We start from the raw sequence: 7,174 nt of genomic DNA on the forward strand, positions 1-7,174 counted from the left end.
GGGCCGGTGGCCCGGGCCGCCGGGATTCCGGCGGCCGTCTCGGTGTTGTCTCTCAGGGCTGCGGGCGATCCACCTCGCCGCGCCACTCGCCCGTCTCCACTCCACCTCGGCCCTCGATGAACTCCTTGAACCGCCTCAGGTCGCCCTTGACCTGCCGGTCAAGGAAACCGAGCTTGTTGCCCGCCTGCTCGACGATGCCGTCGGGCTCGAGTTCCATCTGGACCGTCACCCGGGTGTGTGCGGCGTCGAGGCGGTGGAAGGTCACGACGCCGGCCTGCCGGCTGCCCTCCACAGACGTCCACGCCACCCGCTCGTCGGGCAGTTGCTCGGTGATCCGGGCGTCGAACTCCCGCTTGACGCCGTCGATGTTGGTCTTCCAATGGGTGGTGCTGTCGTCGAGCTGGTGAATCTCCTCCACACCGCTCATGAAGCGGGGGAAGTCCTCGAACTGGGTCCACTGGTTGTACGCGGTGCGTACCGGCACATTGACGTCAACGGACTCGGTCACGGTACTCACAATGTATTCCTTCCTGTTTCCGGCCATTGCCGGCCGCGATGCGATCAGCGCTCGAGCGCGGGCCAGATCCCGGTCACGGTCCGGTAGGGGGTGTCCGGTGGGAGCTGCTCCAGCGGCGGGCCCCGCCCCGTCCGGCACCAGGCTCCCGAAGGGCCGGGCCGCTCCGACGGCTCGGCCATGGTCTGGACTGCGTCCTGGTCCTCGCAAGCCAGCTGCTCGTCCAAGCGAGCCATGCATTCGTGGTGCCCGCAATGCCCGACGCTAAACCGTCCTCAACGCCACCGCCGGAGCGTCTCCAGGAGGTGGAGCGAGGTGCGGATGCCTACAGGGCTGAGGCCCGACCATTAGCGTCGGAGTGAGAGGTGTGCCGGGAGTGTTCCGCGCTCGGCCAGGCGGCGTAGAGCCTCGACGTTCCGCCCGGAAGGAGCAGATCGTTGACCTTGTTTCGGAGCAGTGCAGCGGACCCGACCGGAACTCCTCGTACATGGTCACGCGGGTCTCGCCCGCATTGATGGGCTCGAGCGTGATTCGGACGACGGCCTCACCCAGCGGCCAGATCCCGGCGCAGCGCGAGCCCCCGCCCCGGATCGAGGGCGATTACGGTCGACGTGTCCTTAATCGAGAACGGCCACGGACCGACCTTGTGGTGCAGACGCGAGTCCGGCTGGGGCCACGAGGCCTCGACGTCACGGATGTGGGCCGTTCCTACGACCCAGTCGCTGTATGTCCAGCCGTCGGCCAGAATCCCGTACACCTGTTCGGCCGCGGCGGTTATCGTGCGGGTCACCTTCGCCATGACTGTCGGTTATCCAGGTATCGGTGCAGCTAACGCGTGATCGGCAACGGTCGCCGGCGTGACCAGGCAAACGGTCCGGGCCCGAGGCTTAGCGGCCGTCGGCGCGGCGGTCGAGTTTCATTGCCGTCAGTCGGGGAATCACCGACCTGACGGAAACACGCCGGCAGTACACGCACGTACGCAGCAGACAGCCAGTCGACCCAGGCGGCGCCGAGCCCGCCATCGGAGAGTGGCCGACGGGATTCACGGGAGGCCGTTATGGCGCGCAAGAGGACCAAGATCGCGTACAAGCCGGTCGGGTGGCTCGCCGGCGCCGGGGCCGGTGCGGCGGCCGGGCTGCTTTTCAAGCAGGTGTGGAAGCTGGTCGGGCGTGACGAGGACGCTCCGAACGCCACCGACGAGAACCGGGGGTGGGGAGAGATTCTGCTCGCGGCCGCGCTCCAAGGCGCGATCTTCGCGTCGGTCAAGGCCGCCGTCGAACGGGCCGGTGCCACCGGCGTCCGCAGTGCCACGGGCGAATGGCCCGCCTGAACGCCCTGCACGCGGCGAAGAGAACGTGCGGCGGTGTGGCTCAGGTGGCCGCAGGCCCGTTTCCTCGCCGGCCGGGTGCTCCACCCTGCGCGGCGCTGCGCTGGTCGACGTACCGGCGACCGGCGGCGAAGAGCACGGAGACCGGGGCCTGATGCTGGCGGCCCGGCTCGGTTTCCTGGGCGCCCGGCGCAATGCCGTGCTGCTGCGCCGGGAGCGCCGGATGGTCGCCGTGACCCGCCTCGCCCGGCAGGTGCGACGCCGTCCCTGAGCGGGTAAGAGGCTGTCGCACCGACGACCGCGGGAGGCGACGTGAGCGTGATCGTCCTATTGCCCGTCTACCGGCCGGGGCAGCGGCTGCTGTCCCTGATCACCGATCTGCTGGGGTACGACCCGAACCCGATCGGCGTGGTGGTCATCGACGACGGCAGCGGGCCGTCCGCCGACGCCGTGCTGACGGCCGTGCGTGATTTGGGTTGCACCGTGCTGCGCCGCCCCGACAACGAGGGCAAGGGCGTTGCCCTGAAGCGCGGTTTTCGCCATGTGGCCGCCGCTTATCCGGGTGTCGACGTGGTGACCGCCGACGGCGACGGGCAGCATCGGGCCGCCGACATCCGCGCCGTGGCCGAGCGGTCCGGCCGCGGCAGCGTTGTGCTCGGCGCGCGGCGCTTCGACCGGATGCCGCTGCGCAGCCGCGTCGGCAACGTCGCCGTCGATCTGCTGTTCCGGGGCGTCACCGGCCGCGCGCTCACCGACACCCAGACGGGGCTGCGGGCGTACCCGGCGGGCCTGCTCACGTGGTTGTCCACGTTTCCCGGCGAGCGGTTCTAGTACGAGATGAACGTGCTACTGGCGGTTGTCGGCGGCGGTTTGCGCATCGAGGAGGTGTCGATCCCGGCTACCTATCTGGACGGCAATGCGGCGTCGAACTTCGGCAGCCTCGCCGATTCGGCGCGTGTCCTGCATAGCCTGGCACGCCACGCCGTCGTCCAGGTTCGAATAGCGAAGAAACGGCCCGCGTCTCGGCCGCGTTGATGTATCGCCGGCGGGCGACGTCAATGGTCGGACCGCTCGTCGTAGCGGTCGCGGCCGACCCCGCCGCCGGCCGGTGCGGGTCAGAGGATCGGCTTGCCGCCGGTGACGGGGATGATCGCCCCTGAGATGTAGCTGGCCTCGTCGGAGGCGAGCAGGACGTAGACCGGTGCGACCTCCTTCGGTTCGCCCGGCCGGCCGAGTGGGATGTTCTGGCCGAATTCCGCGACGTGGTCGGGTGGCATGGTGGAGGGGATCAGCGGTGTCCAGATCGGGCCGGGTGCGACCGCGTTCACGCGGATGCCGCGGTCGCCGAGCAGCTGGGCAAGGCCGGCGGTGAAGTTGGCGATCGCGCCTTTGGTGGTGGCGTAGGGCAGCAAGGTGGGCTTGGGCTGGTCGTAGTTGACCGAGCTGGTGTTGATGATCGAGGCACCCTCGCCCAGGTGTGGCAGGGCCGCCTGTACCAGCCGGAACATTGCGGTGATGTTGGTGTCGAAGGTGTGCTGCCACTCCTCGTCGGTGATCTCCTCGACGGTCTCGTGGGTCATCTGGAAGGCGGCGTTGTTGACCAGGACGTCGACGCCGCCGAGTTCGCGGACGGTCTGGTCGACGACAGCCTGGCACTGCTCACGCCGGGTGAGGTCGCCGGGGATCAGCACGGCCCGGCGGCCGGCCTTCTCGACCAGGGCGGCGGTCTCGCGGGCGTCTTCGTCCTCGCTGAGGTAGGAGATCGCGACGTCGGCGCCTTCGCGGGCGAAGGCGAGGGCGACGGCACGGCCGATACCGCTGTCGCCGCCGGTGATGAGTGTCCGCTTCCCGGTGAGGCGGCCGCTTCCGCGGTAGCTGTCCTCGCCGTGGTCGGGCTGTCGGCGCATCTGCGTCGTGCTGCCGGGCGGTTGCTGCTGGGGTTCGTGGTCGGTCATCGTGTCTTCCCTCGTGATCGTCGGTCGCCGGGATTTCCGCGTGTCCTCGGCGTTCCCCGTACGCGGGAGCGGAAACCCGGCGCCGCCAGCGGGGGCGCACTCGCGGCCGGCGTTGTCGCCGGCATGGCCGCGCCGGTCGGTGCGGTGCGCTCGCCGGGTACCGCGCGGCCCTCGACCGTTGCCCGGTCAGAGCCGGTTCGGACCCGGCGGGGTTTGGTCGCCCCGATGCGGGAAGCGCCCGAGATCGCCAGGGTCCCGGAGGACTGGACGTCGGTCGGTTCGCTGGCGTCCCTGCCCGACGGCAGCCCGGCGGTGCGTACGGTCGGAGACGTGCCGGTCCTGATCTACCGCCGCGGCGATCAGGTGTCGGCGTTGATCGAGCGGTGCGGACACGAGACCGGTCCGCTGAGTGAGGGTGAGGTGACCGGCTCGGGCGCCGACGCTCGGCGAGCGTGTCGGGGCCGCGGAATGCCGTCGCTCGGTGACCTCCTGCTCCGGGCCGGCGGTGCAACCCGTCATGCACGTGCCTGGCCGTCGAGGGCAGCACGTGAACGCCGCGGTGGACGCTCGGACGGCGATGGATCTGCGGTTCTCGCTCGGTCGACGGCACCGCACAGCCAGCCGTCACCGCAACCGACCCGGTCGGACGCAGGCTCTGGCATCGTTACCCCCGGTGAGGCTCGGCTCGGCGGGCCGAACTCGCCCGCGAATCGGAACCGTCGCCCTCAGGCTATCGCCGGCGCCGAATGCGCAAACCCGCAAACAGTACGCCGGTGATGTTGTCCGGTAGCAGCCCAGACCGGCATCAGACGGCGACTCACATATGGTGTCGGATGGTTTGTCAGATGAAAGGTGCGTCTGACCGAGCCCGCACCGACATTGGGCCCGACGTCGCGCCGGGAAAGGCCGCCATGAGCACACCGTTCAGCATGACTAAACATCCTGTAGAGCCAGGCATCACCCGTCTGGCGGTGACCGGTGACGTGCAGACGGCGACCAGCGCCGCCCTGCGCGAACTGATCCTCAACGCCCTGGACGCCAACGACCTGCACGAAATCGTCATCGACATAGGCGCCGTACCGCTGCTGGACTCCGCCGGCATCGCCGCGCTGATCGCCGGGCGCAACACTGCCGCCGCACGCGGCATCGGTTACCAGATCATCAACTACCAGCACCTGATCCACCGGGACTCCCAGACCACGAACGTCCCCACCTTCGGCGCCGACCCCGCCACCGCCACGCCCACGAGAAGCCACCATGAGAGCCCGAGACGATCGCATCCACCACGACATACCCCGCCGTGATGGGTGAACTCGACATCGCCACCCAGCTCGATTCCCACCGATTACGCCAGAGACGCCGCAGGACGAGCGTGTGCGGCGATCAGTTCCTGGCCCGAGGGAACCGAAACGAGCCGAGACGACCTCGATCGGCGCACCGTCGCCGGCGACCAGGTCAGCTTGCCGGAAGCCGTCCTCGCGAGCGGCGGTCCGGCTGAGCCGCCGCCTGCCACCGCGATCGCCGTCACCGGTCAGCCTCCGTCCACGGCGGCCAGGGATCTGGGCGGCACCGCGTGCACCGTGTGAACGGGTGTCAGCGCCACGACGGATCCGTTGGCGGTGGCCACCAGGCCGGCCAGATCATTGACCCAGAGAAGCTGGACCAGCACGGCGAGCGCATCCGTACCGAAGTCCACGAGGGCGGCTACATCATCGACGTCCGTCTCGGTGATCAGCCCGGAGGGCAACCCGCTGAAGCCGGCGCGACCCTCGGCGAGGCCGGGCACGTCATCGATCTCCATCGAGCATGCTCGACCGGCGGCATCTGTTCGAATGACCAGGACGTCGACGACCCGCAAATGATCGAGTTCGGTCAGCTGGTCGAGCGCTGCTCGCACGCCGTCTTTCAGGTCCGCCGCGGGGAACGTCAGAATGATGAGTTCCACCGGACCCAATGCCATGACGTAACCGTCACCTATCTCCTGTGGCGGCATCGTCCGCCAGGATAAACGGACAATTAGTTGGGCACGCAGGCCTTCGTCATGGAGATGCGTCGCAATTCCTCTCCGGCGACAATTCTACGTTCTGCTCGTCGAGGCCGAACAGGGAACGCCGGAGACCACATGATTCCCACGATCTCAGCCTCGTCGGCCGTCGGGATCAACGATACGCACACTGCCGAGTCGATCGTCCATCTCGGTCACCCGCATCGTAACCGACCGGCGACAGCGCAGATCGATATGAACGCGAACCCGGCCGAGCCGATGTGTTCGACGCCCGCTACCTGGACGGGCAGACCGTCCGGGAACCATGCGTTACCGCGACGCCTGTTTTGGCCTGAGCGTGACTGGTCAACCGGGTGACGTTCAACATTCGGCGCCGCGGGTACTCCCCGTTCGCAGAAGGGAGAACCGCCATGACGAACGCACAATCGCCACAGGCCCTGCCCATCGCGGTCCCGCTGGCCGCGGAACTGACCGAGGAGGAGACCAAGGCCGGTGGGCCGGTGGAGACCGGTCCTACCGTGGGTGCCTCCGACGCGGAGGCCGATGCGGCTCGATCCGGTGGTGACGCCGACCTCGCCGATCCCACCCGCGACTCCGACGGAACCCCCGTAGGCGAGGCCGATCTGGAGGCCGACCGACGCGGCTCGGCGACCGGTTGACCTTCGTTGCGGGTCGCTGGTTGCGACGCACACGCGTCGAGGCCTGGGGTGATGGCTGGTGTCGCCTCCGCTGTGGGGGCGGCATCGCCGCGATCGTGTAGCTCGGTGACCGGCTGAGAAAATCTATGACGGATGCGCTAGACATCCTCCCGAACTTCGGCTAACGTTCCTCCCGTTGACATCAGAGGTCGCGGACAACGCTGACGAAGCAGACCGGGCGTTAAGCAGGGCCCGAACCATTTCGTGGCTCGCTCGGCACAGCGGTGGGGGTGTTTGCACCGCCGCACGCGGTTGGGTAGTGGAAGTGGAAGGTAAGACCCTGACGTAATTCCAGGTCGGGGCGGGGTGGACGGGGCGATGCTGGTTCGGGCCCGGTCTGCCGGGACGGTTCACCGCACGGGTGCGAGGCCATGAGGTCGCGTGGGGCTTCGACACCGGTGGACGGCACCACAGATATCTGAAGCAGAGGAAAGGGAGGGCTGAACCACCGTTGGATCGCCCGCCGCCAGGACACGATTTCGGTTCTGGGAGTGGACACCGCAGTTCCCCTCGAACGAGAGGTGGTCTCCGGTCACGCTTATGCGATCCTCGCACCCTCAGCCGCCGATGGCGGCAGGTGCGGATACGACAACCCGACGAACCTGTCGGCAGATGGTGTTTAACCCGAAACCCTGGGCCCCGGCGCGAAAGCGCCGGGGCCCTCGTCATGGAGAG

General features: G+C 68.5%; 10 protein-coding genes. 6 read left to right on the forward strand and 4 right to left on the reverse strand.

The window, feature by feature from the left end; genetic code table 11:
- Positions 1-52 precede the first annotated feature (52 nt).
- Positions 53-517, reverse strand: coding sequence for an SRPBCC family protein (locus AB0F10_RS42980; protein WP_360639656.1), 465 nt, complete (start codon positions 515-517; stop codon positions 53-55).
- 541 nt (positions 518-1,058) lie between these two features.
- Positions 1,059-1,313 (reverse strand): SRPBCC family protein, encoded by a 255-nt coding sequence (locus AB0F10_RS42985; protein WP_360639659.1) that lies wholly within the window; start codon positions 1,311-1,313, stop codon positions 1,059-1,061.
- Positions 1,314-1,571: 258 nt separating this feature from the next.
- Between AB0F10_RS42985 and AB0F10_RS42990 the strand changes: the two genes are divergently transcribed.
- The 3 genes from AB0F10_RS42990 to AB0F10_RS43000 all read left to right on the forward strand — a co-directional run bounded on the left by AB0F10_RS42990 (position 1,572) and on the right by AB0F10_RS43000 (position 2,876).
- Positions 1,572-1,844, forward strand: coding sequence for a DUF4235 domain-containing protein (locus AB0F10_RS42990; RefSeq protein ID WP_360639662.1), 273 nt, complete (start codon positions 1,572-1,574; stop codon positions 1,842-1,844).
- Between the two features lie 309 nt (positions 1,845-2,153).
- Positions 2,154-2,672, forward strand: a complete 519-nt coding sequence (locus tag AB0F10_RS42995; protein WP_360639665.1) for a glycosyltransferase family 2 protein — start codon at positions 2,154-2,156, stop codon at positions 2,670-2,672.
- Between the two features lie 6 nt (positions 2,673-2,678).
- Positions 2,679-2,876 (forward strand): hypothetical protein, encoded by a 198-nt coding sequence (locus AB0F10_RS43000; RefSeq protein WP_360639668.1) that lies wholly within the window; start codon positions 2,679-2,681, stop codon positions 2,874-2,876.
- An 80-nt stretch (positions 2,877-2,956) separates the two neighbouring features.
- Here AB0F10_RS43000 and AB0F10_RS43005 read toward each other — a convergent pair whose 3' ends face one another.
- On the reverse strand, positions 2,957-3,796 hold the full coding sequence (locus AB0F10_RS43005; protein WP_360639671.1) for an SDR family oxidoreductase: 840 nt from the start codon (positions 3,794-3,796) through the stop codon (positions 2,957-2,959).
- Between the two features lie 225 nt (positions 3,797-4,021).
- Here AB0F10_RS43005 and AB0F10_RS43010 point away from each other — a divergent pair, with 225 nt between their 5' ends.
- Positions 4,022-4,573, forward strand: a complete 552-nt coding sequence (locus AB0F10_RS43010; RefSeq protein ID WP_360639674.1) for a Rieske 2Fe-2S domain-containing protein — start codon at positions 4,022-4,024, stop codon at positions 4,571-4,573.
- Between the two features lie 152 nt (positions 4,574-4,725).
- A complete protein-coding gene (locus AB0F10_RS43015) occupies positions 4,726-5,100 on the forward strand; it encodes an STAS domain-containing protein (RefSeq protein ID WP_360639677.1) in 375 nt (124 codons plus the stop codon).
- Positions 5,101-5,327: 227 nt separating this feature from the next.
- Here the strand turns inward: AB0F10_RS43015 and AB0F10_RS43020 are convergent, their stop codons facing one another.
- Positions 5,328-5,789: a DUF6325 family protein gene (locus AB0F10_RS43020; RefSeq protein ID WP_360639680.1), complete on the reverse strand. Its 462-nt coding sequence runs from the start codon at positions 5,787-5,789 to the stop codon at positions 5,328-5,330.
- Positions 5,790-6,211: 422 nt separating this feature from the next.
- Between AB0F10_RS43020 and AB0F10_RS43025 the strand changes: the two genes are divergently transcribed.
- The gene (locus AB0F10_RS43025; protein WP_360639683.1) at positions 6,212-6,460 is read left to right on the forward strand and encodes a hypothetical protein; all 249 of its coding nucleotides are present in this window, start codon (positions 6,212-6,214) and stop codon (positions 6,458-6,460) included.
- Positions 6,461-7,174 lie beyond the last annotated feature (714 nt).

It is taken from the genome of Actinoplanes sp. NPDC026623, assembly GCF_040638275.1.
Taxonomy (GTDB): Bacteria; Actinomycetota; Actinomycetes; order Mycobacteriales; family Micromonosporaceae; genus Actinoplanes.

Excerpts from the sequence above, each read along its gene's own strand:
- AB0F10_RS43020 (WP_360639680.1), bottom strand. The coding sequence starts at position 5,789 with ATGCCGCCACAGGAGATAGGTGACGGTTACGTCATGGCATTGGGTCCG.
- AB0F10_RS43025 (WP_360639683.1), top strand. The coding sequence starts at position 6,212 with ATGACGAACGCACAATCGCCACAGGCCCTGCCCATCGCGGTCCCGCTG.
- AB0F10_RS43005 (WP_360639671.1), bottom strand. The coding sequence starts at position 3,796 with ATGACCGACCACGAACCCCAGCAGCAACCGCCCGGCAGCACGACGCAG.
- AB0F10_RS43000 (WP_360639668.1), top strand. The coding sequence starts at position 2,679 with ATGAACGTGCTACTGGCGGTTGTCGGCGGCGGTTTGCGCATCGAGGAG.
- AB0F10_RS43015 (WP_360639677.1), top strand. The coding sequence starts at position 4,726 with ATGACTAAACATCCTGTAGAGCCAGGCATCACCCGTCTGGCGGTGACC.
- AB0F10_RS43010 (WP_360639674.1), top strand. The coding sequence starts at position 4,022 with ATGCGGGAAGCGCCCGAGATCGCCAGGGTCCCGGAGGACTGGACGTCG.
- AB0F10_RS42990 (WP_360639662.1), top strand. The coding sequence starts at position 1,572 with ATGGCGCGCAAGAGGACCAAGATCGCGTACAAGCCGGTCGGGTGGCTC.
- AB0F10_RS42985 (WP_360639659.1), bottom strand. The coding sequence starts at position 1,313 with ATGGCGAAGGTGACCCGCACGATAACCGCCGCGGCCGAACAGGTGTAC.